This window comes from Rhizobium sp. WSM409 (assembly GCF_057653825.1).
Window position 1 is genome coordinate 570,670 of the sequence record NZ_JBYGKP010000002.1, and the last position, 23,925, is coordinate 594,594.

Annotated in this window: 22 protein-coding genes and 1 pseudogene; 10 read left to right on the plus strand and 13 right to left on the minus strand. The window is 55.8% G+C overall.

What is annotated here, in order from left to right; genetic code table 11:
- Positions 1 to 157: 157 nt before the first annotated feature.
- Positions 158 to 1,105, minus strand: a complete 948-nt coding sequence (locus AC25BC_RS26240; protein WP_012755327.1) for a LysR family transcriptional regulator — start codon at positions 1,103 to 1,105, stop codon at positions 158 to 160.
- A gap of 234 nt (positions 1,106 to 1,339) precedes the next feature.
- Here AC25BC_RS26240 and AC25BC_RS26245 point away from each other — a divergent pair, with 234 nt between their 5' ends.
- Genes AC25BC_RS26245 through AC25BC_RS26265 form a run of 5 tightly spaced genes read left to right on the plus strand, consistent with a single transcriptional unit; the run spans position 1,340 to position 5,718 of the window.
- Positions 1,340 to 1,930, plus strand: a complete 591-nt coding sequence (locus AC25BC_RS26245; protein ID WP_012755328.1) for a NodA family N-acyltransferase — start codon at positions 1,340 to 1,342, stop codon at positions 1,928 to 1,930.
- Positions 1,927 to 2,565 (plus strand): chitooligosaccharide deacetylase NodB, encoded by a 639-nt coding sequence (nodB, locus tag AC25BC_RS26250; RefSeq protein WP_012755329.1) that lies wholly within the window; start codon positions 1,927 to 1,929, stop codon positions 2,563 to 2,565. The genes AC25BC_RS26245 and nodB overlap by 4 nt, the downstream gene beginning before the upstream one ends.
- A 20-nt stretch (positions 2,566 to 2,585) precedes the next feature.
- Complete coding sequence (gene nodC, locus AC25BC_RS26255) at positions 2,586 to 3,866, plus strand: chitooligosaccharide synthase NodC (protein ID WP_128439770.1); 1,281 nt, start codon at positions 2,586 to 2,588, stop codon at positions 3,864 to 3,866.
- A gap of 38 nt (positions 3,867 to 3,904) precedes the next feature.
- Positions 3,905 to 4,933 carry a nodulation factor ABC transporter ATP-binding protein NodI gene (gene nodI / locus AC25BC_RS26260; protein WP_128439769.1) on the plus strand — a complete coding sequence of 343 codons (1,029 nt, stop codon included), beginning with the start codon at positions 3,905 to 3,907 and terminating at the stop codon, positions 4,931 to 4,933.
- On the plus strand, positions 4,930 to 5,718 hold the full coding sequence (locus AC25BC_RS26265; protein ID WP_012755332.1) for an ABC transporter permease: 789 nt from the start codon (positions 4,930 to 4,932) through the stop codon (positions 5,716 to 5,718). The genes nodI and AC25BC_RS26265 overlap by 4 nt, the downstream gene beginning before the upstream one ends.
- 3 nt (positions 5,719 to 5,721) lie before the next feature.
- Here the strand turns inward: AC25BC_RS26265 and AC25BC_RS26270 are convergent, their stop codons facing one another.
- From AC25BC_RS26270 to AC25BC_RS26310, 9 genes are all read right to left on the minus strand, one after another.
- Positions 5,722 to 5,991, minus strand: coding sequence for a transposase (locus tag AC25BC_RS26270; RefSeq protein ID WP_164903034.1), 270 nt, complete (start codon positions 5,989 to 5,991; stop codon positions 5,722 to 5,724).
- Positions 5,992 to 6,352: 361 nt separating this feature from the next.
- The gene (gene nifT / locus AC25BC_RS26275) at positions 6,353 to 6,565 is read right to left on the minus strand and encodes a putative nitrogen fixation protein NifT (protein ID WP_128439768.1); all 213 of its coding nucleotides are present in this window, start codon (positions 6,563 to 6,565) and stop codon (positions 6,353 to 6,355) included.
- Positions 6,566 to 6,749: 184 nt separating this feature from the next.
- Positions 6,750 to 6,944 carry a 4Fe-4S binding protein gene (locus tag AC25BC_RS26280; RefSeq protein WP_487778564.1) on the minus strand — a complete coding sequence of 65 codons (195 nt, stop codon included), beginning with the start codon at positions 6,942 to 6,944 and terminating at the stop codon, positions 6,750 to 6,752.
- A gap of 33 nt (positions 6,945 to 6,977) precedes the next feature.
- A complete protein-coding gene (nifB, locus tag AC25BC_RS26285) occupies positions 6,978 to 8,450 on the minus strand; it encodes a nitrogenase cofactor biosynthesis protein NifB (protein WP_245459877.1) in 1,473 nt (490 codons plus the stop codon).
- Between the two features lie 248 nt (positions 8,451 to 8,698).
- Complete coding sequence (gene nifA / locus AC25BC_RS26290) at positions 8,699 to 9,781, minus strand: nif-specific transcriptional activator NifA (protein WP_017996980.1); 1,083 nt, start codon at positions 9,779 to 9,781, stop codon at positions 8,699 to 8,701.
- A 194-nt stretch (positions 9,782 to 9,975) separates the two neighbouring features.
- A complete protein-coding gene (locus AC25BC_RS26295; RefSeq protein WP_128439766.1) occupies positions 9,976 to 10,272 on the minus strand; it encodes a ferredoxin family protein in 297 nt (98 codons plus the stop codon).
- A 12-nt stretch (positions 10,273 to 10,284) separates the two neighbouring features.
- Positions 10,285 to 11,592 carry an NAD(P)/FAD-dependent oxidoreductase gene (locus tag AC25BC_RS26300; protein ID WP_017996979.1) on the minus strand — a complete coding sequence of 436 codons (1,308 nt, stop codon included), beginning with the start codon at positions 11,590 to 11,592 and terminating at the stop codon, positions 10,285 to 10,287.
- Positions 11,593 to 11,602: 10 nt separating this feature from the next.
- Positions 11,603 to 12,715, minus strand: coding sequence for an electron transfer flavoprotein subunit alpha/FixB family protein (locus tag AC25BC_RS26305; protein WP_128439765.1), 1,113 nt, complete (start codon positions 12,713 to 12,715; stop codon positions 11,603 to 11,605).
- Between the two features lie 16 nt (positions 12,716 to 12,731).
- The gene (locus AC25BC_RS26310) at positions 12,732 to 13,580 is read right to left on the minus strand and encodes an electron transfer flavoprotein subunit beta/FixA family protein (protein ID WP_128439764.1); all 849 of its coding nucleotides are present in this window, start codon (positions 13,578 to 13,580) and stop codon (positions 12,732 to 12,734) included.
- 548 nt (positions 13,581 to 14,128) lie between these two features.
- Here AC25BC_RS26310 and nifH point away from each other — a divergent pair.
- From nifH to nifN, 5 genes are all read left to right on the plus strand, one after another.
- The gene (gene nifH / locus AC25BC_RS26315) at positions 14,129 to 15,016 is read left to right on the plus strand and encodes a nitrogenase iron protein (protein WP_012755340.1); all 888 of its coding nucleotides are present in this window, start codon (positions 14,129 to 14,131) and stop codon (positions 15,014 to 15,016) included.
- A gap of 92 nt (positions 15,017 to 15,108) precedes the next feature.
- The gene (gene nifD, locus AC25BC_RS26320) at positions 15,109 to 16,620 is read left to right on the plus strand and encodes a nitrogenase molybdenum-iron protein alpha chain (RefSeq protein WP_128439763.1); all 1,512 of its coding nucleotides are present in this window, start codon (positions 15,109 to 15,111) and stop codon (positions 16,618 to 16,620) included.
- Positions 16,621 to 16,697: 77 nt separating this feature from the next.
- Positions 16,698 to 18,230: a nitrogenase molybdenum-iron protein subunit beta gene (nifK, locus tag AC25BC_RS26325; RefSeq protein ID WP_012755342.1), complete on the plus strand. Its 1,533-nt coding sequence runs from the start codon at positions 16,698 to 16,700 to the stop codon at positions 18,228 to 18,230.
- Between the two features lie 53 nt (positions 18,231 to 18,283).
- A complete protein-coding gene (nifE, locus tag AC25BC_RS26330) occupies positions 18,284 to 19,723 on the plus strand; it encodes a nitrogenase iron-molybdenum cofactor biosynthesis protein NifE (RefSeq protein WP_128439762.1) in 1,440 nt (479 codons plus the stop codon).
- Positions 19,724 to 19,733: 10 nt separating this feature from the next.
- Positions 19,734 to 21,065, plus strand: coding sequence for a nitrogenase iron-molybdenum cofactor biosynthesis protein NifN (gene nifN, locus AC25BC_RS26335; protein WP_128439878.1), 1,332 nt, complete (start codon positions 19,734 to 19,736; stop codon positions 21,063 to 21,065).
- Between the two features lie 388 nt (positions 21,066 to 21,453).
- On the opposite strand, the gene AC25BC_RS26340 is transcribed toward nifN, so the two are convergent.
- The 3 genes and pseudogenes from AC25BC_RS26340 to AC25BC_RS26350 form a co-directional block, all read right to left on the minus strand.
- Complete coding sequence (locus AC25BC_RS26340; protein ID WP_128406341.1) at positions 21,454 to 21,675, minus strand: hypothetical protein; 222 nt, start codon at positions 21,673 to 21,675, stop codon at positions 21,454 to 21,456.
- Between the two features lie 434 nt (positions 21,676 to 22,109).
- Positions 22,110 to 22,369 (minus strand): annotated as a pseudogene (locus AC25BC_RS26345) (Lrp/AsnC ligand binding domain-containing protein); the annotation flags it as partial.
- A gap of 185 nt (positions 22,370 to 22,554) precedes the next feature.
- Complete coding sequence (locus tag AC25BC_RS26350) at positions 22,555 to 23,814, minus strand: ROK family transcriptional regulator (protein WP_012755347.1); 1,260 nt, start codon at positions 23,812 to 23,814, stop codon at positions 22,555 to 22,557.
- Between the last annotated feature and the right edge of the window lie 111 nt (positions 23,815 to 23,925).

A 23,925-nucleotide genomic window follows, 5' to 3' on the forward strand; every position in this document is an offset into this window, starting at 1 on the left:
CATGGCTGCCGGCCAAAATGGACCGATGGCAGCTCTCGCGACGTCACCTGCTCATCAAATCCATCGCGATCCTAGAAACCGTGCGGCTGGTCAACGCGTGAGGTAGGCGAGTCCCGTTTGAATTGTAGTACTTTAAGCGACGGTAGCTCGACGAGGATTAGGTCGCTCTGGCCTCTTGGGAGCATCCTTCGGCGGATGACTCAATGCGCGAAGCCTCCTCCAGTATTATGTTGCGCATCCAGATGTTGCCGGGGTCTGAATTGTGAAGCAAGGGCCACTGTAGTGCTTCTGTGAACGAAAGCGGAGGCAGGGGATGATCTACGATCTGCAGGGGAACCGTCGGTTCGAAATGTCTGACAAGTAGCAAGGGAAGGGTTGCTATCCGATTAGTCCCCTGTAGTAACATCGGGATCGAGTTGAAACCCGGGACCACTATTTCAATACGCCGCTTAAAACCGTGCTCCAGCAATAGCCATTGTTCAATGGAAGGTTTCAACGTACGTCCAAACATGGCCGCGACGTGTCCCAGCGACATGAATCGCTCGAGGGAAAGCTTCCCGCGCAGCTGCTGATTGTTAGGGCAGCCGACACATACGAGCTTGTCTTCAAACAGCTTGGCACTCGGATGAGTGGCTGACATGAACTGATCCGGAAGGATCAAAAAATCCAAGTCTCCACTCCGCAGGCGCTCCTCCGGATCATCGTTGACGTGGAGCAATTCAAAACTGACGCCGGGTGCCTCGCGCGCTACGCGCTTTATGACCTTTTCGAAGAATACCAGCGTCATGAAATCCGACAGTACGATCCTGAAGCGCCGGTCAGATTCCGCGGGGACTAGTGGATCCCACGCAATCACGGAGAGCTGAATCTGCAGTAGAGCTTCGCGAACGGCAGGGGCAAGCGCCTCGGCTCGCGGTGTCGGGACAAGTCTGCGCTGCTGCATCACAAACAGCTCGTCATTGAAGTAGGCGCGCAACCTACCGATGGCTGCGCTCATGGCTGGCTGACTGAGATTGATGCTGCGCGCTGCCGCAGTGAGCTTCCGCTCGGTCATCAAAGCATCGAGCGCCACGAGAAGGTTTAGATCCAGGCCCTTAAAACGCATATTCGATCCATGATGTAGATGATTGTGATCCAAACAATCAATTTTACCAATCTTTCGGAGTGCTTATTAGAAAGGCCGGAACTTATCAAGGCGCCAAAGCAAACTAGCGAGCGGAGGCGGATCGTATCTGTCGCAAATTGACGACGAGCGGTCCCATCTGTCCCATCAGCGTGTGCGCTTGCACCAATCTTTGCTGCTTTGGACTTGTGGCTGAGAAACGAATTGGAGCTTTGCATGTCTGCTGGAGTGCGGTGGAAAATAACTTGGGAAAATGATCTCGAACCGTCGGATCATGCGGAACTGTCTGAATTTTTCCGAGCAACCTATGGTCCGACTGGCGAATTCAATGCCAAACCTTTTGAGACTGGCCGCAGTTGGGCAGGTGCGAGGCCGGAACGCCGGGCAATTGCTTACGATTCAAAAGGCATAGCAAGTCACATGGGGTTGCTGCGTCGTTTCATAAAAGTTGGTGACACCGATTTGCTGGTCGCCGAACTTGGCTTGTATGGTGTGCGGCCGGATCTCGAGGGGCTTGGCATCCCTCACTCGATCCGCGCTTTGGCACCGGCTTTGCAGGAGCTGGCGGTGCCGTTCGCCTTCGGCACCGTCCGACATGCCATGCGGAACCACGTGGAGAGATTCTGCCGAGACGGTATCTCCAATATCGTCACGGGGGTTCGTGTACGCTCGACCCTTCCAGATGCGCTGCCGGATATGCCCTCCACGCGCACCGAAGACGTGCTCGTCCTGGTATTTCCGATAGGGCGACCGATGAGCGAGTGGCCTTCCGGATCATTGATCGAACGAAACGGCTGCGAGCTATGAAGCGGCGCGCTTATATCAGCGAAGTGCCGTGGAGCGACGATCGAAGCATCTACTTGACGTTCGACGACGGTCCCAATCCGCACTGTACTGGCCAGATCCTGGATGTGCTCGCCGAACACCGCGTACCAGCCACCTTTTTCGTCCTCGGCGCGTATGTCAAAGACCATCCGGATCTTGTCCGCCGTGTTGCGGCAGAAGGTCACTTGGTTGCCAATCACACGATGACCCACCCCGATCTTACGGCCTGTGACCCGGAGGCGATCGAACGAGAGATAAATGAGGCAAACAAAGCCATCGTCTCGGCGTGTCCCCAAGCTGCGGTTCAACATTTACGAGCGCCATACGGCGCTTGGAACGCGGATGTCCTTTCAAGATCGATGAACGCCGGACTTCGACCTGTTCACTGGTCGATAGACCCGAGAGACTGGTCCCGTCCTGGAGCCAATACTATCGTGGAGGCGGTACTCGCTGCTGCTCGGCCAGGTGCAATCGTGCTTTTGCACGACGGTTGCCCACCCGATGAGGTCGGGAACTGCAAGCTTACCGGACTGCGTGATCAAACACTTTCGGCGCTCTTGGCAATTATCCCGGCACTGCATAGCCGTGGATTCTCCCTTCGTTCACTTCCCCAATAAAACCAAATCGACGAGAAATCATGACCTTGCTTGAAACAACCAGCATCGCCGCCGTCTCGGTTTATGGACTGCTTTCCTCCGCCTATAGGAGTGTGCAGGTCCTTCATGCTCGGCGAACTCTCACGTCGGAAACAGCTGAAATCACGGTTGAAGAGAGACCTTTTCCTAGCGTGGACGTTATTGTTCCTTCGTTTAACGAGAGCCCACGCGTCCTGTCAGATTGCCTGGCATCCCTTGCCAACCAGGATTATCTGGGGGTGTTGCGCGTTTATGTGGTTGACGACGGTTCCAGAAATCGCGACGCCGTCGTGGCCGAGCAGCTTGCCTATGCGGGCGACGCGAGATTCGAATTCATCATGCTTCCCAGGAATGTCGGAAAGCGCAAAGCGCAAATCGCTGCCATTTCCCGATCATCCGGGGACCTGATCCTGAACGTGGATTCAGACACCACTCTCGCCTCCGACGTCGTTTCAAAACTGAGTCAGAAAATGCGCGATCCGGCGGTCGGTGCGGTGATGGGGCAGCTTGTAGCGAGCAATCAGAGCGACTCGTGGCTGACCCGATTGATCGACATGGAGTACTGGCTGGCCTGCAATGAGGAGCGCGCCGCGCAGGGCCGCTTCGGTGCCGTGATGTGTTGCTGTGGACCTTGTGCCATGTACCGCCGGTCCGCTTTCGTCCTGCTTCTTGATCAATACGAGACACAGCTCTATCGGGGAAAGCCGAGTGACTTTGGCGAGGACCGTCATCTGACCATCCTAATGCTAAGCGCCGGCTTCCGCACCGAATATGTCCCAAGCGCCATCGCCGCAACCGTTGTTCCTGACGGTTTGGCTGCCTATCTGCGCCAGCAACTGCGTTGGGCACGGAGTACATTCCGAGATACAATGCTTGGGCTTCACCTCCTCCGCGGCATGAACTGGTATCTGACTTTGGACGTCGTCGGGCAGAATGCCGGCCCTCTTCTGCTCGCATTGTCCGTGCTGGCGGGTCTTGCACAGTTCGCCCTGACGGGTTCAGTGCCCTGGTGGACGATAGGAACGATTGGATCATTGACACTGATACGATGCGGCGTGGCTGCTTATCGTGCCAAGCAGCTTAGATTTCTTGGCTTCTCGCTGCACACGCTCGTGAATGTCTTTCTATTACTTCCGGTGAAGGCTTATGCGCTCTGTACGTTGTCCAACAGTGATTGGCTGTCGCGCGGCTCCGGAGTCACCGCTTCAGGCGCCGTTCGAAAGCAGAAGGCATCCGAAACTCCAATGCTTGCGGCCCCCGAAGCTACTTTCAGCGGCGAATAATCGCTGTGTCGCCGCATCTTGTAAACCTTAGGAACCACATGAACGGTCAATCGGATCTACAGGCAGCTGTGGCTGAGACGCTCCGCCGCCAAAGCAACCTACCGTGCATTTCGATTTCAGAAGCAATCGCTCCCCAAGTAGGAGCGATATCTTCTATTGCGATCGAGCTCGTCGGCGTTACCAAATCATATCGTGGGAAGGCCGTGGTTGACGGAATGTCTTTCAACATTGGGTCGGGAGAGTGCTTTGGCCTTTTAGGCCCAAACGGCGCCGGAAAAAGTACGATCAGCCGTATGATTCTAGGAATGACGTCGCCCGATGCGGGCACTATTTCGGTGCTCGGAGCGCAGGTACCCCGGCAGGCTCGTTCGGCGCGCGCCCGTATCGGTGTTGTTTCTCAGTTCGACAATCTCGACATGGAGTTCACGGTTAGAGAAAACCTGATTGTCTACGGCCGGTACTTCCGCATGAAAGCCAGGGAGATCGAAGCGATCTTGCCCTCGCTGCTGGAATTTGCGCGGCTTGAAAACAAGGCAGATACAAGGGTGGCGGATCTTTCTGGAGGCATGAAGCGGCGCCTGTCATTGGCGCGCGCCCTGATCAATGACCCGCAAATCCTCATATTAGATGAACCGACCACCGGCCTTGACCCGCACGCACGCCACCTGATCTGGGAGCGTTTGCGATCGCTCTTGGCGCAAGGCAAGACGATCCTGTTGACGACCCACATCATGGAAGAGGCAGAACGCTTATGTGACCGGCTGTGCGTGCTCGAAGGTGGAGTTAAGATAGCCGAAGGCCGCCCCTTTGACCTGATAAAGGAGCAGATCGGCTGCCCCGTCATCGAGATCTATGGCGGGGATCCGCAGGAGCTTAGCCTCTTGATCAAGCCATACGCACGGCGCATCGAAATCAGCGGCGAGACCCTGTTCTGCTACACCCCCGACCCAGAACAAGTTCGGGCGCAACTGCGCGGACACTGGGGTCTGCGCCTCCTGGAGCGGCCGCCAAACCTAGAGGACGTCTTCCTGCGGTTAACCGGACGCGAGATGGGGAAGTACCAATGAGTGGAGATTCCGTAACGGCTTTGCCGGGCGGCAGCTTGAACTGGATTGCTGTCTGGCGCCGAAATTATCTTGCATGGAAAAAGGCGGCGCTGGCGTCGCTTCTGGGGCATTTGGCCGAACCTCTGATCTACCTTTTTGGCCTTGGCGCTGGCTTGGGCGTGATGGTGGGCCGCGTTGGGGGCGTTTCCTATACTGCTTTCCTGGCAGCTGGAATGGTCGCGACAAGTGCGATGACGGCTGCAACGTTTGAGACGATTTACGCAGCTTTCGGCCGGATGGAGGGTCAGCGCACTTGGGAAGCGATGCTCTACACACAGCTGAGGCTAGGCGATATTGTTCTCGGTGAGATGGCTTGGGCGGCGACGAAGGCCGCTTTGGCGGGTGCCGGCATAGGCGTGGTCGCCGCCGCTCTAGGATACACGCAGTGGCTGTCGCTGCTGTATGCGCTTCCGGTCATCGCGCTGACGGGATTGGCCTTTGCAAGCCTTGGGATGGTCGTCACCGCCCTTGCTCCGAGCTATGATTATTTCATCTTCTATCAGACGTTGGTTATCACCCCCATATTATTTCTCTCGGGTGCCGTCTTTCCAGTCGACCAACTGCCCATTGTCTTCCAGACCGCGGCGCGATTTCTGCCCCTGTCGCATTCAATCGACCTCATACGTCCGATCATGCTCGGTCACACTGTCGTCGATGTCTGCCTGCACGTCGGCACACTTTGCATCTACATCGTCATCCCATTCTTTTTATCGACAGCCTTGCTGCGGCGCCGACTATTGCGCTGACGATCAGCGCGCATCGGGAGCCATAGAACTCTCGAAACGAAGCGTGCGGCCGCAGATCAATCGTAGCTCAATCATCCCGGAGCAGCTCTCCCTCAATTCAGGGGTATCGTTCTGCACGGCATTTAGATCGACGGGAATGAACAATGCATTCGAAGACACCGGGAGCAGCCCCTTCTTCTTGAGCTCGCTACGCCAGGGGTATATCTGCTGCCGCGTTACATCATGACGATGAGCAATCTCGGTGATCGTGGCTCCAGGAACCCCAACCGACATGACAATCGCAAGCTTGTCTTCTTCGCGCCACCGCCAACGACGTTCCTGCCCAAGAATTTCAACGCGCGTCGCAATCCTCGCCTAAGACACGTCGCTAACGACGTCGTTAAACACGTGTCTTAGGCCATCAGGGCGCTAGGCGGCAGGCGGTGCCAATCGGGCGGTTACTGTCGTACTCAATATTGCAATCGGGGGCGGACACAACCCTGTGGCAAAGGCAGGCTTATAAGTGTCCGTGCGATTGCATAATATTTGACTTCAGAGTTAGCGGCGACCGGCCGGGGCGGAGATGCAAACTTTTCCACGTTGCCTATTCGTCACCAAGTCAGTCGTGCGAATTCCGCAAGTTGGGCGTTTCGCGTCAGTCCTGATCGGGTTGCTTCATTGCCCGCACTGTGATGGGTAACCGGGTGCCCTGCGGTAGGTCAGGGAGGGCGAGGAGCCATCCATGCCTCACCAATATAAAACCGCCCCACAAATCTTCATTCTCCACCGCAACAACCGGCTCCTCGACATCCTTTTTGGACATATAGATCGACAAGCCGACCCCATTCCTCCGGATCATTGCTTTCATGGGCTGTACCTCTTTTACACGCATGAGATTTGCTCTGTTTCACGCCCGCGCGACCCGACGATGCTGCCACGCTCGAACACCTCCCCTTAGCGAGAACTGCTGATGAAGGGTGCCCGCCTGCGTGAAAATGCTTCCGCAGGCGAGCCTTTTTTGTCACTCTTTTTCTCGCGTTTAGTGCGGCTGCTTAGGCGGGGACGCAGGTGTTTGGCATCGGGCAAATGGCCCTGCATTTGGGCGCGTCGAACTCAATCCTGCACTCCGTGCATATTTTGGGATCGACCACGAATTTGTCAGTTTTGTAACTAATTGCGCCTGAGGGGCACTCAAATTCGCATGCGCCGCATTGGGTGCATTGTGAGGCGATGATTTTGAAGGCCATGGTTCAGCTCCTCTGGTTTAGTCAAAGTGTGTGTCAAATCGCGGCTGCTAAAGCGTCGTCGTGAAGCACCGCGCGATAAAGAGCGCCGATTGCCTGCTCGATATAAGAGCCGTCATAAGCGCCCGTTGCTCGAACACCTCGGCGCGCAAGCTTATTCTTGGGGCTCTTGCCGATCTCAGAACAAATCAGCAAATCTAAGCCTTCGAGCGCATTGATGATACTGTTGAGGGTAGCCTCCTCCCCCCATCCACCAAGGCAGTACGGGTCGATCTTTAGGTGACCTATCAATCCGATGCCTTTTTGACAGACTGAGAAAATCTGCATTTCCTGCGGATGACCGAAATGTTCATTGACCCGGCCTCCACCTTTGGTGGTTACAGCTATAAGGAAAAGTTCGTCAGATGGAGCTGAGACCGGTGTGGCCGCGTCACTTTCTTCCAATGTTTGGCCGCGTCGCTCGCGCTCGATCAACTGGCGATAGGCATTTCGCTTGCCACTGTCGTAGGTCTCGTCAGCTGGGAGCTGGCCCAGTGTGAATTCGTGTGCGCGATCATCACTGAGCAGACCGACTGCATCGGCACGGCACTGGCGGCAATGGCGCATCACCTTCGTATTACCTTCAAGCCGGTCCCGAAGCGCGATTAGTTCAGAAGGGGCAGGGCAACGCTGACCGTTCAGACCATAGAAAGTACCATGTGAACGCTCTGAGATCAGGGGCATCACGTTGTGCATGAACGCGCCCCTGTCCTTGACCCACTTGTTAACCTCGATGAGATGCTCGTCGTTGACGCCCGGAATCATCACCGAATTGACCTTGGCGAGAATTCCGCGTCCTGTCAGCATTTCGAGCCCCAACATTTGCCTCTCATGAAGGATCCTGGACGCGTCGATGCCGTTGTAGCGGCGACCATCATAGAATATCCAGGGGTAGATCTTGGTCCCGATCCTTGGATCTACCATGTTGATGGTGATCGTTACGTGCCCGACATTCATGTCGACAAGCTCGTCGACATGTTCAGGAAGTGCGAGGCCATTGGTCGAGATGCAAAGCTTGACGTCGGGGATTTCGCGGGCGATCGGTATGAGCGTCGCTTTTGTCTTCCTCCAATCGTAGCAGGCATCGCCTGGCCCGGCGATGCCGACCACTGAAAGCTGCGGCACTTCGTTTGCCACCGCAATGGCCCTGCGCAGCGCCTGGTCGGGAGTCAGCCTATGTGATGCTACTCCTGGTCTGCTTTCGTTTGCGCAGTCGTATTTTCGATTGCAGTAGTTGCATTGAATGTTGCAGGCTGGTGCGACCGCGAGGTGCATCCGTGCGAAATAAAGATGCGCTTCCCGCGAGAAGCACGGGTGGTCTTTAATCTTTTCACGGATCGCTGGATCCATAGCATCCGGCTCTGAACTGCCACGGGACGAAGGTGCATAGTCACCGAACGTTGTTGCCTCCGACACGCGTGCGGCAGGTGCTGCGTTGGTGATCCTACACTTACTCATCCCTCTGGACATTCCGGAACTCCAATGACATTTGAAATCTCAATTCCGCGAGCAAGAGCGATGCCAGTCTGAGAAACGTCACCCTGCAAGGCCGATACGCTCTTCGATGTCCGCTTTAGACCATTTTGCTACAGGGTTTCGTTGGAGACACGACAGGGCCACTTGGCAGACCTTGTCTGGTGGGGGGGGGGAAGCTAGAATCGCCAGGCGTCTGTTGGGCGCGACCTGGCGAACCAGGTCTGCGCCAATGATCTCCGTTGTTAGAAGACTTTTCGTTCGATCCCGTGTCGGCGCAGAGAGTAACCGACCTGTCGCGGCGTTCGGCCAAGGAGCCGCGCAGCTTTAGCCTGAACCCATCCGGCCGTCGCCATTGCGTGTTCCAACCTCTCTTTGCCGATCAGGCCGGACTGCCCCATTATGGTTTCAGGCGCGAAGGAGGCGGCACCACCCGGCTGTCCCATTGACACCGTTTCATCTCGAGCGTGCCCATGCACTGCGCCCTTGCCAATTCGCTCGGCAACGGCCTTTTTGAGGAGCGGGGAATAGCATCGACCCTGTTCACAGGCGAGATCTTGAGGAACGATGACGTCCGAACGGGCGAGAGTTGCGGTCCTCTGTGTGCAGTTTTGCAGCTCACGAATATTGCCCGGGAACTCGCATTTTGACAGTATATCAAGCGCCGAGGGTGCGAAGCTTAACGAACGGCCGTTCTCCCTGTTGAAACGCTGGAGGAATTTTTGGGCCAAACGCGGGATGTCACCATCGCGCTGCCTGAGTGGTGGCAAAGTGATCGGTACGACATTGATCCGGTAATATAGGTCGGCTCTGAATTCTCCCGCCGCCACGGCCGTTTCAAGATTCTTATTGGTCGCGCATACCAATCTGACATTTACTTTCAATGTTCTCGTCCCACCGACACGCTCGAGTTCGCCTTCCTGCAAGACGCGCAGCAACTTGGCCTGAAACTCGGCCGAGATTTCTCCTATTTCGTCGAGCAGCAAAGTTCCACCGTGCGCCAGCTCGAACCGACCTTCTTTCTGAGAGGTAGCGCCGGTGAAGGCGCCTTTCTCGTGCCCGAACAGTTCCGATTCCAGAACGCCTGCCGACAGCGCAGCGCAATTCAACTTTACGAAGGGCTTTTCGCGGCGCGACGAGGAATCGTGTATCAGCTTTGCAAAGAATTCCTTGCCCGTGCCGCTCTCGCCTCGCAACAGGACAGGCGCGTTGCTCCTTGCGACAATCTGGGCGATTTCAAGAACCTCCTTGAGTGCGGCACTCTCGCCCACAATTTCAGCCGGCCGCACTGCAGATTTGGGCATCGTCTCATCATCTGATCCAGCCACGGGACTACTCCACTCAGCACATGGTTGAGAGTGCTTTGGGCACTCAGGACATGGAACGTCCTCCGCGCTACATATTGGACTTCGAAGGTCAACAAAAATTACAAATTGGTAGGGCGTTCCACCAGCCGGTTCGTCATTGCTTGCTTACCCTGCGTTTGCCACCGAATGGCTGTATCGACTACAGAAGAAGCTGTTCATCCAAACTTGAAGAGAACGCCGAACCCACCTCGTGGATACGTCCACTCAATGTCGCCGTCGGGTCCGCATAACACGTTGCATGTCCCGCATTCCAAGCAGCCATCGGAAACGATGATCACCTGACGTCTCTCGTTCAGCTGGTAGCATTTCGCCGGACACACTTGCGTCAAGGCGATCAGGTTTGGGGTTGGAAACAGGTGCTTCCTGACCGATATGTGTGGGCGGCCCGGGTCAACCAGATATCGGTTCTGGTAAAGCTTGTCCTCGACTCGCCGTTTAACGATGGCCTTCATCTGGATCTCCTTTTAGCGCCACGCGCGGGCGAGCCGGACTGCATCTGAAATTAATCCCCACCGGGATCGTGCTTTCGAAAAGGCGGCAGACGTGGCCTTTTCTTTGTCGATTTTCGAAGTTCCATCGACGCGGACGAAACTTTGCGCAGCTTTAGATATTAACTTTGGGTATAAAACAAACAAACTCTGGCTGTTCGCGTGGAGAAACCTTGGCATCTCTTTATGCTTGATCAGATCTTTGATGACAAAAGATGAGTCGAGCATGCTCTTGTAAAGAGCCAAGTTGCTTTTCACCATCGAGCCGCCACGATCCTGTATTTCTGCGATCGCTTTGCCCGCCAGGTAACCTGATGTCATCGCAAGGTTCGAGCCCTCGCGATGTGCGGTATTGTTCAACTGGGCAGCGTCTCCAACCGCGACCCACCCATCGCCGAACAGCTGTGGGATAGCCGTATAACCGCCTTCCGGAATGAGATGAGCAGCATACTCTTTCACCTCAGAACCGGCGATCAATGGCCGGATCGAAGGATGGTGCTTGAAGGCTTCAAGCATATCGTATGGCCTTTCCATGGCCGCGACCAAACCGGAAACGAGGCATCCTATTCCGATCGAGATGGACTCCTTGTTCGTATATAGAAAGCCAAGCCCCGGCACTCCCCGTGAAATTGTCCCGCCTGCCTCGATCACACAGCCTTCGTCTGCAGTCAGGGCGAAGCGTTCCGCGATAACGTCCTCCGGTAGGAAATGCATCTCTTTCACGGCAAGTGCCACGCTGTCCGGTTTGGGAATTTCACGCAAACGTCCTCGTGTTCCTAGGAAGCCGTTCACCCCCTCAGCAAGCACCACGACGTCGGCAAAAATTGCCTCGCCTGGTCGGTCGGTGTATACGCCTGTCACGTTGCCGCTCGAATCCTGGTTAAGTCTTGTGGCCAATGTCTCGCAGAGGACGGTGCATCCGGCCTCGCGCACCTTGGCCGAGAACCATCTATCGAATTGGGCACGGATGATCGTGTATCGGTTTGGCCGCCGTTCGTTGAAGTCATCCGACCGATAGTGAATTCCGGTGTGCGACGTGCCGTCCATGATCCAGAAGCGCTGCTCGACCAGATGCCGTTCAAGAGGCGCGTCATCGCGGAAGTCTGGAATGATTCTCTCCAGCGCGTCTGCGTACAGTATCGCTCCTTGAACGTTTTTCGAACCGGGGTATTCGCCCCGCTCCAACTGCAGCACTTTCAAACCACGCATGGCCATCGCATAAGCGGCCGCGTTACCTGACATACCCGCCCCGACCACGATCGCATCGAATTTCTCGTTCTTCATCAGCGGCACCTCAGTTTACTTGCATCGATTGGTTATGCGGCGCTAGTCGCCTGGTGAACGCCGTGGTCAGTGCCGGCAGAAGCCCAACCGCATCAGCCACAACCGCGACATGGGCGAAATCGAAGATCGGGGCGTTGCCGTCGGTGTTGATAGCAACGATCATATCAGCCCCTTCGACGCCAACCCGATGTTGGATCGCCCCTGATATTCCAGCGGCAAGATAAAGTTTGGGCCGGATCGTCTGGCCCGTTTGGCCAATCTGCCGATCAACCTCCATCCAACCTTTTTGAACCAAAGGTCGGGAGCAACCGTATTCACCGCCAATCGTCCTCGCTAGCACCATTACACGCTCCAGATTCTCGGCCGTGCCAATACCAAGCCCACCGGCGACCACGATGTCGGCATAGGCGAGGTTGATTTTTTCTGATCGCCCATCCGGAAGGAAGCCGAGAACCTTTGTGACAATCTCTTCCTCAATCATCATCAGGTCATGTCGAATGATAGGTCCAATCCCATTGGTCACGCGATTGGGAGTCGCCATGACCCGGGGCCGCACTGTCGCCATCTGCGGGCGAGAGTTGAGAGTGTAGATCGTGCACAGCAGCGAACCGCCAAATGTGGGCCTGGTGGCTGCGAGCGAGCCGTCTGCATCGACATCCAATTCGGTGCAGTCAGCCGTAAGCCCTGTTTCCAAGGTAGTTGCCACAGAACCGGCGAGGTCTCGCCCAAGCGAGGTGGCGCCGAGCAGCAGAATTTCCGGCTTATGAAGGATGACCAGGTCTGAGAGAGCTTTAGTGAAGGGCTCGTTTCGGTAGTCCGATAGCAGCGGTGATTCGACGAGATATGTGAGATCGGCCCCGTAAGCGAACGCCTCTGCAATGGCAGACCGATTCCCCAGGCCTTCCGCGGTTCCAATGACCACTCCCGCCAGTTGAACGCTCAGCTTATCGGCAAGCTTGCGCCCTTCACCAAGCAGTTCAATAGACACGGGGTGCACTTGACCTCGCTCCAGCTCGACGAAAACCCAGACGTGCCGATTGTCGCGGAAGTGTCTGGGCAATTGCTTCTTCGCGCTGGCACGACTGACGATTGGAGATTGACTTTCAGCTTCGCGGGCTTCCATTTATGCTCCTTGTTTCTCACGTGAGCCCATTCGGTTGAAAGCTCGCTTCCAATGCTGGCTGGTGCTCGAAGATCGATGCGATTATTTCGTCAGACAGCGCACCGCACTCGTCATCGTTTATCTCGATTTGGATTGCTTTCTCGGCTCGTGGGGTCGGGGCGAATACGCGCTTGACGACAGTCGGCGATCCTCTCAAGCCGCAGTTAGCTATCTCCACAATACCGGCGTCGGCGGCACGCCAGGTCGGTATTTGCGCGCGTGCGGCACGCAATGCGTCAGCGACGGAGCCGCGACGGATGGCGTTGACGCCTTCAAGGACACTGATCAAGCACGGCAGTCGGGTCTTCAGCATTTGTGTGCCGCCTTCCGAACGGCGCTCCACCGTGATCTCTCGGGCATGAAGATCGACTGAAACAATTTTCGTTACGTAGGTCAGTTGTTGCAGTTCGAGACGCCTGGCAATCCCCGGCCCCACCTGCGCTGTATCGCCGTCGATCGTCTGCTTGCCAGTAAACACGATTTCAGGCGCGTGGCGGAGACCAAGGTTCGTAATAGCTCGGGAGATAGCAAATGAAGTTGCCAGGGTGTCTGACCCGGCGAAGTGACGGTCGCTAAGGAGGATCGCTTCATCTGCCCCGTATGCCAGAGCTTTCTCCAGCGCTTGTTTTGCCATGGGCGGGCCCATGGTAAGCACAGTGACTTTACCCCCATACCGGTCACGTAGTTCAAGAGCTTCTTCCAAGGCGAAAAGATCGTAAGGATTGATGATTGTCGGCACGCCTTGGCGCATGATCGTGTTCGTAACCGGATGAACCCGGATCTGTGCGGAGTCAGGCACTTGCTTTATGCAGACCACGATATTCATGCTGTCTTTGGCTCCAACCGAATGTAGCTTTTGTGTCTCGGTCGGTCCTAGCACTCGTCGTGCCAAGCCGACTGCGCGGAGTTTGGCTGGCGGATTTCGGGGGGATTCGGCTTGGCTGGTAGTCGCAATGCGACAGCTTTGTCAGGTTTGCGACACAGGTCGCTGCATGCGCTTGGCAAGATTTTTAACCGCAACCGACTTCGCTAGAGCACCGCGCCGCTTCCATTGCCAGCATTTACAGCAAGCGCAGCTCATTCGACCGAGAATTGTAGCGCATTGAAGCCGACCCACTGCTTTCTCTTCAGGAGCAACATGACATGTGTGCGACATTGTCGTCTCCTTTGTCGACATAGTGACACGTCTTAGGATTCTTCGGTCTGGTATTTTAACCCTGTAAGTGTTTGCGGCAGCACCAAATTCCGTTCTGCCACATCAATCCACCCAGTCTGGCACGACGCTTGAAAATTGTCCTCGGGCCGCGACGGAACCAGCCGCGTCCGATGTCGCGGCATCACCTCGGTCGGTTGGAACACGAAAAGGAAGCAATAATGGCTGCTCTGCGTCAGATCGCGTTTTACGGAAAGGGAGGCATTGGCAAATCCACTACATCCCAGAATACGCTCGCTGCCCTTGTCGAACTTGGGCAGAAAATCCTCATCGTCGGCTGCGACCCAAAGGCTGATTCGACGCGATTGATCCTGAACTCCAAAGCGCAGGGCACTGTTCTGGATCTAGCCGCAACGAAGGGTTCAGTCGAAGATCTGGAACTCGGCGACGTGCTCAAAACTGGCTACGGCGGCATCAAGTGTGTGGAGTCGGGCGGCCCTGAACCTGGCGTCGGCTGCGCCGGACGGGGCGTCATCACATCGATCAACTTCCTGGAAGAAAACGGCGCCTACGACGACGTCGACTACGTCTCCTATGACGTGCTCGGAGACGTGGTGTGCGGGGGCTTTGCTATGCCCATTCGCGAGAACAAGGCTCAGGAAATTTACATCGTCATGTCCGGTGAGATGATGGCCTTGTATGCTGCAAACAACATTGCGAGGGGCATCCTCAAATATGCCAGCGCCGGAAGCGTGCGGCTTGGCGGTCTGATCTGTAATGAGCGGCAGACCGATCGAGAATTAGACCTCGCGGAAGCGCTGGCCGCCAAGCTCAATTCCAAGCTCATTCACTTCGTGCCACGCGACAACATTGTCCAGCACGCGGAGCTTAGAAAGATGACCGTGATCCAATACGCGCCACGCTCCAAACAGGCGGCGGAATATCGATGGCTGGCCGAGAAGATCCACTCCAACTCGGGAAAGGGCACTATCCCTACTCCGATAACAATGGAGGAGCTGGAGGACATGCTGCTCGACTTCGGCATCATGAAGTCAGACGAGCAGATGCTTGAAGAACTTCTCACGAAAGAGATGCAGGCGACATCCTAGAGATAGTCGGAACGGATGACGCACCGCGTTGATCGACAAACCATGCCTCCTCGCCGAGGCTCCATGCGAACCTTCGAGAGAGGAAAGGCCCTATGAGCCTCGACTACGAGAACGACGGTGATTTCAACTCCAGGCTTATAGATGCGGTACTCTCCCAGTATCCGGACAAGACGGCTAAGCGCCGCAAAAAGCACCTTGGCGTCGCGAAGGGCCGAGAGGCAGCCGAGCAGGGCTCCGATGCGCTTTGCGAGACCGGGGTGAAATCCAACATCAAGTCCATTCCGGGCGTGATGACTGTTCGCGGCTGCGCTTATGCCGGCTCGAAGGGTGTCGTGTGGGGCCCGATCAAGGATATGGTCCATATATCACATGGGCCTGTCGGTTGTGGGCACTATTCCTGGTCGCAACGCCGCAACTATTACGTCGGTCTGACGGGTGTCGAAGCCTTTGTCACCATGCAATTCACGTCTGACTTTCAAGAAAAGGATATTGTTTTTGGTGGCGACAAAAAGCTCGAGAAGCTCATCGATGAAGTTGAGCAACTGTTTCCACTGAACAACGGTGTCAGCTTGCAGTCAGAGTGTCCAATCGGATTGATCGGCGACGATATTGAAGCTGTGGCGCGCAAGAAGGCCAAGGAGCACAACAAAACGATCGTGCCGGTGCGATGCGAAGGGTTTCGTGGAGTGTCGCAATCGCTTGGCCATCATATCGCCAATGACGCGATACGCGACTGGGTTTTCGATAAGAAAGACACCCACTACGAGGCCAGCTTTTTCGACGTTAACGTAATAGGTGACTACAATATCGGCGGCGATGCGTGGGCTTCCCGCATTCTGCTGGAGGACATGGGGTTGCGGGTGGTCGGCAACTGGTCGGGAGATGCCACACTCGCGGAGGTGGAGCGTGCGCCAAAAGCGACGCTCAACCTTATTCACTGCTACCGGTCCATGAACTACATCGCTCGGCATATGGAGGAAAAGTACGGCATTCCCTGGATGGAGTACAACTTTTTTGGTCCTTCTCAGATCGAAGCCTCTTTGCGCAATATCGCCGCGTTTTTCGGGCCGGAGACCCAAGATAGGGCCGAAGCACTCATCACCAGATACCAACCCCTCGTCCAGGCGGTGACGGAGAAATACCGTCCGCGCCTCGATGGCAAAACTGTGATGCTCTACGTTGGCGGATTGCGTCCCCGCCATGTCATCACCGCCTATGAGGATCTCGGAATGGAGATCGTTGGCACGGGCTACGAATTTGGCCATGGCGACGATTACGAGCGCACCAGCCACTATGTCAAAAAAGGTACGCTTATCTACGATGATGTGACCGGCTACGAGCTCGAGAACTTCGTCGAGGCCATTCGCCCGGACCTAGTAGGCTCGGGCATCAAGGAAAAATATCCGGTTCAAAAAATGGGCATACCGTTTCGCCAGATGCATTCTTGGGACTATTCGGGTCCGTATCATGGTTATGACGGCTTCGCCATCTTTGCCAGAGACATGGATCTTGCCATCAACAATCCGATCTGGGGCCTCTACGACGCGCCATGGAAAGAAGCGCACTGCAGCCATGCCTGCAGTTGCGGCGGACAAGACGAATAGTCTCTGCCGAGCGACAAGATGTAACAGGTCTCCCAAGGGCCACGCAGCCGCATTCGCGGCAAAAAAGGATGAAAACTATGCCGCAATCGGCCGAGACTGTTCTCGATCATGCTCCTCTGTTCTGCGAGCCGGAATACAGGAAAATGTTCGCCCGTAAGAAGTTGACGTTCGAATGTCCGCATCCGGATAAGGTCGTCTCTGCTCAAAGCAAATTCACCGAGACATGGGAATATCGAGAAAAGAACCTGGCCCGCGAGGCCCTTGTCGTAAACCCGGCGAAGGCCTGCCAGCCGCTGGGCGCCGTTTTCGCGGCGGCTGGTTTCGAGCGGACGATGTCATTTGTCCACGGCAGTCAAGGCTGCGTCGCGTACTACCGCTCGCACCTGTCACGCCATTTCAAGGAACCCTCGTCGGCAGTTTCATCTTCGATGACAGAGGATGCGGCCGTGTTTGGCGGCTTGAAAAATATGATCGACGGGCTCGCCAACACCTATAAGCTTTACGATCCCAAGATGATTGCGGTCTCGACGACTTGCATGGCCGAGGTCATTGGGGATGATCTTCACGGCTTCATTGAAAACGCCAAAAATGAAGGCTCCGTTCCGGTCGATTTCGACGTGCCCTTCGCCCATACCCCAGCCTTCGTCGGCAGCCATGTCGATGGTTACGACAGCATGGTCAAAGGCATTCTCGAAAATTTCTGGAAGAGCACTGAACGTGTGCCGACGCCAGCACTCGTCAACATTATTCCAGGCTTCGATGGCTTCTGCGTCGGCAACAACCGAGAAATCAAGCGCCTGCTCGACACGATGGGAGTCGCCTACGTTTTCCTTCAAGACGCCTCGGACCAGTTCGACACACCTTCCGACGGCGAGTACCGCATGTATGACGGAGGGACAAAGATCGAGGACGTGAAGGCAGCCAAACATGCGGAGGCGACAATATCGCTGCAGCACTACAATACGCGCAAGACGTTGGACTATTGTCGCGAGCTTGGTCAGACGACTGCCTCGTTCCACTACCCGCTGGGCATTGCGGGCACGGACGAATTCCTGATGAAGATATCCGAGCTTTCCAAGAGGGAAATTCCCGAATCTATCGATCGTGATCGAGGTCGATTGATCGATGCCATGGCCGACAGTCAATCTTGGTTGCATGGCAAGAAATACGGAATCTACGGCGACCCGGACTTCGTATACTCAATGGCGCGCTTTGTCATGGAAACCGGTGGTCAGCCTACACATTGCCTTGCCACCAACGGCACCGCAGCCTGGGAAGCGGAGATGAAGGAATTGCTCGCGTCCTCTCCCTTCGGAGGAGGTGCGCAGGTGTGGGCTGGCAAAGACCTGTGGGCAATGCGCTCGCTTCTTTTGACGGAACCAGTGGATCTGCTGATCGGCAATTCCTACGGCAAGTATCTCGAGCGTGACACCGACACGCCACTGGTTCGGCTTACGTTTCCGATTTTCGACCGCCATCATCATCATCGCTTTCCTCTCATGGGCTACCAAGGCGGATTGCGTCTTCTGACGGTCATTCTCGACAAGATCTTCGACGAGCTTGATCAGGAGACCATGTGGGAGGGCGTTTCGTACGACCTCACGCGCTAAATGCTTGGCCGGCGTCGGCCGGCCATCCCGCCACTGCATTGGAAGGTTGCGCGATGTCATCGATCGAGACACAAATGCGAGATGCCTCCGGCGCGGTATTCCGCACCACGGAAACCAAGGAGACATGTCACAACGCGTCACAGGGATCAGCAGCGGGCGGTGGCTGCGCCTTCGACGGAGCTAAGGTCGTGCTGCAGCCAATCACCGATGTCGCGCATCTCGTCCACGCGCCGCTCGCGTGCGAAGGCAATTCCTGGGACAACCGAGGCGCCGCGTCTTCAGGTCCAGTTCTTTGGCGCACAAGTTTCACCACTGATCTTACCGAACTCGACATAGTGACGGGAGATAGTGAGCGAAAGCTTCTCAAGGCTATCCGGGAGATCAAGGAGGGGTATGCGCCGGCCGCAATCTTCGTCTACGGAACCTGTGTCACGGAGCTGATCGGTGACGACATCGATGCGGTCTGCAGGCACGCCGCGCAGAAGTTCTCAATACCAGTGGTGCCGGTGAAGTCGCCAGGCTTCGGCGGTTCGAAGAACCTCGGTAACCGGCTCGCAGGCGAGGCTCTGCTCGAGCACGTCATAGGCACGGTGGAGGCCGATGATCCAGGTTTATACGACATCAATATACTCGGCGAATTCAACCTCTCAGGGGAATTCTGGTTGGTGAAGCCGCTTTTGGACCGACTTGGGATCCGTGTCCGCGCCTGCATTCCCGGCGACGCGCGCTACGCGCAGGTGGCTTCTGCCCATCGCTCACGTGCAGCTATGATGGTGTGCTCCACTGCTCTCATTAATGTTGCTCGCAAGATGGAAGAACGCTGGAACATTCCATTTTTCGAAGGCTCCTTCTACGGCATTTCCAGCACTTCTGAATCCCTGCGGCGGATCGCCCAACTGCTCGTAAAGAAGGGCGCTGGTTTCGCTTTGCTCCATCATGTCGAGACTCTCTTAGCAGAAGAGGAGGAGGGGGCCTGGAGGAAGCTGGAAGTGTATCGGCGTCGGCTTGAGGGGAAGCGCGTTCATCTGAACACCGGCGGGGTGAAATCCTGGTCCATCGTACACGCACTGATCGAAATCGGCATGGAGATTGTCGGTACATCCGTCAGGAAATCGACTGCCAGGGATAAGGAGAGAATCAAGCAGATGCTGAAGGACGAGAACCACCTTCACCAATCGATGGCAGCGAGCGAGCTCTATGCAATGTTACGTGAACACAAGCCTGATATCATGCTGTCGGGCGGACGCACTCAGTTCGTCGCGCTTGAGGCGAAAATTCCTTGGCTCGACGTCAACCAGGAACGCCAGCATGCTTACGCCGGCTATGAGGGCATGGTGGAACTAGCACGCCAGATTGATTTGGCAATCCGTAACCCGGTCTGGGCGCAGTTGCGCGAACCGGCGCCTTGGAAGCAGTTCATTACGACCCTAAGATCGGCGGAACCAAGCAATAATATGAGATCTGCCGACGAGGCGACAGGTGGTTTCCATTGAGGTAAAAATTATGGCTCGCATCCTGACCCAAACAAAAACGGCAGCGATCAACCCTCTAAAGTCGTCTCAACCATTGGGCGCTGCCTTGGCGTTCCTGGGCGTCGATGGTGCGCTGCCAATACTCCATGGCAGCCAAGGATGTAGCAGTTTCGCACTGGTGCTGCTCGTGAGGCATTTCAAGCATATGGTCCCGTTGCAGACTACTGCAATGGACCAGATCGCGACGGTGGTGGGCGGTGCGGATTTTCTCGAGAAAGCTCTCGTAAAGCTAAAAGCTCGCACGTGGCCGCGGCTGATCGGGATCTGCACCGCCGCGGTGGCGGAAACTCGCGACGAAGATATCGCAGGTGATATCTTCAACGCCAAAGGCGCGCGCCCGACAAAACTCATTGATACGGTAGTGGTACTCGCACGCACTCCCGACTTCGCAGGCGCGGTGGAGGAGGGATGGTCGAAGGCTGTTACGGCTATTATCGAGGCAATCACGCGGCCAGGGACTCAGGACCGCGATGCGGGGAGGGTCGTGATTCTGCCCGGCTCGAATATGACAGTTGCCGATGTAGAGCATCTGCGGGAAATGGTTGAGAGCTTCGGCTTAATACCACTCATTTTGCCTGACGTGTCCGGCGGGTCTGACGAAGCTGTCCGCGATCGATGGATTCAAATCTCACGCGGTGGCGCGAAGGTGGAGCATATCCGTGATCTCGGGGCGGCAACACAGTGCATCGCGGTCGGCGAACAGATGCGCCGACCGGCTGAAGCTTTGCAGGGTCTGACTGGATTGCCATACGTGATGTTCAGATCACTCACGGGCCTGATTAACGCCGACCGTTTCGCCTGGCTCCTTGCAGCGATTTCGCGGGACAGCGCGCCGGCAGCTGTCCGTCGTGGCCGCATGCAGTTGCAGGAGGCGATGCTCAGCGGGCATTTTCATTTTGCAGGAAAGAAGGTCGCCATTGCGTGCGAGCCGGACCAGCTCTTGCAGTTCGCCCAATTCTTTATCGGCATGGGGGCGGTCATTACAGCCGCGGTCACCACTACCGGGCACCCAAAGGTGCTGCAGACAGTATCAGCGGATACTGTCCAGGTGGGTGATCTTGGTGACCTGGAACAGCTCGCAGCGGATGCTGATCTGCTCGTCACGCACTCCCATGGCCGACAGGCCGCAGAACGCCTCAGCGTTCCACTGATGCGAGTCGGTTTCCCTGTTTTCGACCGCATTGGAGGCCAGCATAAATTGAAAATCCTTTATCGAGGAACGCGCGACATGATCTTCGAAGTTGCCAATATAATTCAGGCGAGCCAAGGTCTGCCGCCCGCTCGCGCACCAGCGGACCCGTAGGACAAGGTCAGCGGTACCTTCATCCGTCACGAACTCCTCCTCATCTCGAGTATCGCCGAGCCGTGATGATTTGATCGACTGCAGCGCGGAACTGAAGAAAAAGGAGGTCTTACATTGAGAGGCAAACGCACATCTGATGAGTTTGTGATCGTACTGCTCGGTCTAATCGCCAATGAAGAGACGTGACAAAACACCCCTTTCGAACTGACGCCGTACAAACACATTGTTCCAGAGCTCATTCTTGAAGGCGAAACCCATAAGCTTTCCAAAAATCGATCAAAAGAACTTCAGGTCGGAGGTTCTACAATCTTCGGTACCTCTTCTCCTCATTTTCCGGGCTGCCGGCTGCAGCCTATGCGAAATCATTGCTCCGATCCTTGACGACACCTCACCTACGGGTTTTAGCGCCTTTGTCGTCCTCCTCATACTTTGCGAAATGTTCATGACCCTGAATCGGATAAGATAGGTCGCAACCGTAAGCCCAATCCAAGAGCAATTGTTGAAAGATGGTCTTCCTCTTCGACACAAAGTCCTTTTGCCGGTGATCGACGGTCGCTGCTCGCAGGCGCGGGTCGGCAAGGTACTTGTCTGATTTCTTTTTGCGCTCCATGTCATCGTGCTCCTTGTGTAAACCTACCGGCAATGATGTCGCCTGCAAGGGATCAGCATTCATAGTAAAAGGATTGCCCTGTCGCGATATCGTTAGCCGTAGCAGGACATTTGATGAAAGCGGTAGATAAAGCAACGCACTTGTTGGATATATTTTTCGTTGTAACGTGCGCCATCCAATATTATAGTTTATAATGTAGGAAAACAGTGGGCTATAAGAATATAAATCTGCATATATTATCGTATATATTGCGTTCGTTGCTTTAGCTCCAATCCTCATCGCGAATTTATCCGCGACCGCTCTACGGCTGAAGCAAATCAGCTGCACGATATGAAGCGCTGACTCCGGTCTCCGAGTCGCGGAGGAAATGCTCGCGGCCGAAGGCATCCAGGTCAGCCACAAAACGCGCGGCAGACGGATGGCTGCCGACGACTCTAGAATGGCAGCCTGGCGTTTTCCTTGGCTTCCTTCATCACGAAAAAAGTGCGCGTCTGGCGCACGCCAGGCAGGGCGATCAGCTTCTGGCCATGCAGCTTGTTGAAATCGGCTATGTCGCGGACGCGGATTTTCAGTAGGTAATCGAAATCTCCGGGGACCAGACTGCAGTCCAGCACTTCCTTCAGCTCCATGACGCGCCCTCAAATGCGCCAAAGCTCTCAGGTGTGGAGCGATCCAATACGACGCCAACCATCACCTTCCGTTCTTTGCCTCTCTCTTTTCAGCCGCCGTCGCAGACGATGGCAGTCCCTACCTTAACGGTCCCAAGCCCAAATCCCGACCCTAGATAAATTCAACGGCGCGCCTGAGTGTCTTCGCGAGTTTACCGGGCAGACCCAGACGGGAACCTCCCTTCCTTGCAGGTCGGCTCCCTATAAAACCTCAAATGACTAGCTTTAGGTGGCTGGATAAAACCAGACCCGCGGCGCCACGTAGAGCCGTATGGCCTTCGCCGATACCATTCACTGTGATTGATATCTCCTGACCAGGTCTCTTTACCACTAGCTGCTTGACATGCCGTCTGATCAGCTCCGCAGCCTTCATTCCGCCTCCGGCGACGTCTCCGTGAAGGACGTAGGAGTTGAGGGACAGTGTTTGCTGCAGGTTGACGATGCCGAAAGCCACGTTGCGTGTATAACGGTCGAGAAGTTCCTCTGCCGCATTCGAGCCTTCGTCTGTTTCCTTGACAAGTCTGGCACAGGTGACGCTTCGGGGATGTGGTAAGCCCATTCGGACGGCTTCTTTTCGTAGCCACGGAAGGGCAGCTACCGTCTCCCAGCAACCGTGCTTTCCACAATTGCAAAGGGCACCGTCGATCTGAACCACGCTGTGCCCGAGCTCACCGCCGGATCCGGCGAGTCCACGATAAACCTTGCCGTCGATGAAGAAGGCGCCGCCAAGCACCTCGCCGGTATAGACCGCGGCAAAATTTTGTTGGCCGCGGCCGGGCCCGAACCATCTGTCCCCAACAAGCAAGGCACGAGGGTGATGATCGATAACAACGGGAAGAGAGAAGCGTTCTTGTAGTATCGCTACAAGAGGTAGTCCCGTTAGAACGGGAGCAAGGTTGACGGTAAGAATTGTTCCTTTGTCACTGTCGATCATTCCAGCAGAAGCCACGCCAATGCCAAACGGTGCCCGCTGGGCCTGAGACAGTGTGGCAGTAAGCGTCTTCGTCATGACAGCGATGAATGCTTCTGTGTCGCCATGCGGATCAAACTCAGCTTTCGTAACGGCCTTGATCTCGCCGGTTAGAGCCACGAGGCATGATTGTATCGTGCCGGGCAGAAGGAGGACTGCGCCAAGCATCGGTGCATCGGGGTTAAAATAAAGGGGACGAGCCGGCTTGCCGCCTTTGACGTCGGAAGGCGACGCATCTCCCTCGATAAGAAGCTGGTCTTCGATCATCGGCTGCACAATACCGGTGATCGTGGTCCGGTTGACGCCCGCAAGTCGAGCGAGATCCGCCCGGCTTTTGGGTCCGTTATCATACAAAGCTTGAAGTACGCGACCGCGATTTATGGCGCCGAGTGCCGATTGGGAGACAAGCGTAACGTTGCCGCTGTTCTCGCCGGCGGCGACTTCTCTGGTGGCAGGGGTGCGCTGGCCCAACGAATAGGACGGCTGGCTCTCAAACTTCACTTCTCTTCTCCAATCTACCGGATCCTTTTAGCCCGTACATTATCGAACGGCCATACAGCAAAGGGCCCTATCCGGTGGCGCAAGCAGGATGTCGATGACAAGCGCGGTGCA

Coding starts and splice junctions, on each gene's coding strand:
- AC25BC_RS26240 (WP_012755327.1), bottom strand. CDS start 1,105: ATGCGTTTTAAGGGCCTGGATCTAAACCTTCTCGTGGCGCTCGATGCT.
- AC25BC_RS26245 (WP_012755328.1), top strand. CDS start 1,340: ATGTCTGCTGGAGTGCGGTGGAAAATAACTTGGGAAAATGATCTCGAA.
- nodB (WP_012755329.1), top strand. CDS start 1,927: ATGAAGCGGCGCGCTTATATCAGCGAAGTGCCGTGGAGCGACGATCGA.
- nodC (WP_128439770.1), top strand. CDS start 2,586: ATGACCTTGCTTGAAACAACCAGCATCGCCGCCGTCTCGGTTTATGGA.
- nodI (WP_128439769.1), top strand. CDS start 3,905: ATGAACGGTCAATCGGATCTACAGGCAGCTGTGGCTGAGACGCTCCGC.
- AC25BC_RS26265 (WP_012755332.1), top strand. CDS start 4,930: ATGAGTGGAGATTCCGTAACGGCTTTGCCGGGCGGCAGCTTGAACTGG.
- AC25BC_RS26270 (WP_164903034.1), bottom strand. CDS start 5,991: ATGTCGGTTGGGGTTCCTGGAGCCACGATCACCGAGATTGCTCATCGT.
- nifT (WP_128439768.1), bottom strand. CDS start 6,565: ATGAAAGCAATGATCCGGAGGAATGGGGTCGGCTTGTCGATCTATATG.
- AC25BC_RS26280 (WP_487778564.1), bottom strand. CDS start 6,944: ATGGCCTTCAAAATCATCGCCTCACAATGCACCCAATGCGGCGCATGC.
- nifB (WP_245459877.1), bottom strand. CDS start 8,450: ATGTCCAGAGGGATGAGTAAGTGTAGGATCACCAACGCAGCACCTGCC.
- AC25BC_RS26295 (WP_128439766.1), bottom strand. CDS start 10,272: ATGAAGGCCATCGTTAAACGGCGAGTCGAGGACAAGCTTTACCAGAAC.
- AC25BC_RS26300 (WP_017996979.1), bottom strand. CDS start 11,592: ATGAAGAACGAGAAATTCGATGCGATCGTGGTCGGGGCGGGTATGTCA.
- AC25BC_RS26305 (WP_128439765.1), bottom strand. CDS start 12,715: ATGGAAGCCCGCGAAGCTGAAAGTCAATCTCCAATCGTCAGTCGTGCC.
- AC25BC_RS26310 (WP_128439764.1), bottom strand. CDS start 13,580: ATGAATATCGTGGTCTGCATAAAGCAAGTGCCTGACTCCGCACAGATC.
- nifH (WP_012755340.1), top strand. CDS start 14,129: ATGGCTGCTCTGCGTCAGATCGCGTTTTACGGAAAGGGAGGCATTGGC.
- nifD (WP_128439763.1), top strand. CDS start 15,109: ATGAGCCTCGACTACGAGAACGACGGTGATTTCAACTCCAGGCTTATA.
- nifK (WP_012755342.1), top strand. CDS start 16,698: ATGCCGCAATCGGCCGAGACTGTTCTCGATCATGCTCCTCTGTTCTGC.
- nifE (WP_128439762.1), top strand. CDS start 18,284: ATGTCATCGATCGAGACACAAATGCGAGATGCCTCCGGCGCGGTATTC.
- nifN (WP_128439878.1), top strand. CDS start 19,734: ATGGCTCGCATCCTGACCCAAACAAAAACGGCAGCGATCAACCCTCTA.
- AC25BC_RS26340 (WP_128406341.1), bottom strand. CDS start 21,675: ATGGAGCGCAAAAAGAAATCAGACAAGTACCTTGCCGACCCGCGCCTG.